The following is a 409-nucleotide window of genomic DNA, read 5'->3' as shown; positions in this document are numbered from 1 at the left end:
GCTGAAGGGCTTCGTGACGTAGTCGTCGGCGCCGACCTCCAGGCCCAGGATCCGGTCGTCCTCGTCTCCGCGCGCGGTGAGCATGACCACCGGGACGGGGCGGGTGCGGCGGGTGCCTCGGGCGCCTCGGGTGTGTGGGGTGGGGCGGGCGGCTCGGGTGTGTCGGGTGCCGTGGGTGTCCGGACGGAGGACGGCCATGCGTGACCTGCTGCTCATCGCCCTGTACGCGCTCCTCGGCGCGGGCGCCGCCGGACTCCTCGGAGCGGTGGCCCTGCGGATACTGCGCCGGCGCAGCATCGCCGTCTCCCTCGCGGTCGTGGCGGCCGTCGCGGTCTCGGCGATTCTCCCCGGCACGCTCCCGGTGGCGTGGGCGATGTTCCTGTCCTCCCACGACCTGGCCGTGGTGACC

The 409-nt window shown here is 74.6% G+C and carries 2 pseudogenes; one reads left to right on the top strand and one right to left on the bottom strand.

From position 1 onward, the window contains the following. Nucleotides 1-297: pseudogene (locus ADK55_RS41000) on the bottom strand (hypothetical protein); the annotation flags it as partial. Here ADK55_RS41000 and ADK55_RS20380 point away from each other — a divergent pair. Beyond that, a pseudogene (locus tag ADK55_RS20380) lies at nt 197-409 on the top strand (two-component sensor histidine kinase); the annotation flags it as partial. The pseudogenes ADK55_RS41000 and ADK55_RS20380 sit on opposite strands and share 101 nt — an antisense overlap.

It is taken from the genome of Streptomyces sp. WM4235 (assembly GCF_001279725.1).
Taxonomy (GTDB): Bacteria; Actinomycetota; Actinomycetes; order Streptomycetales; family Streptomycetaceae; genus Streptomyces.
Note: the sequence above shows the minus strand (reverse complement) of the source record. Positions and strands in the feature narration are given on the sequence as shown.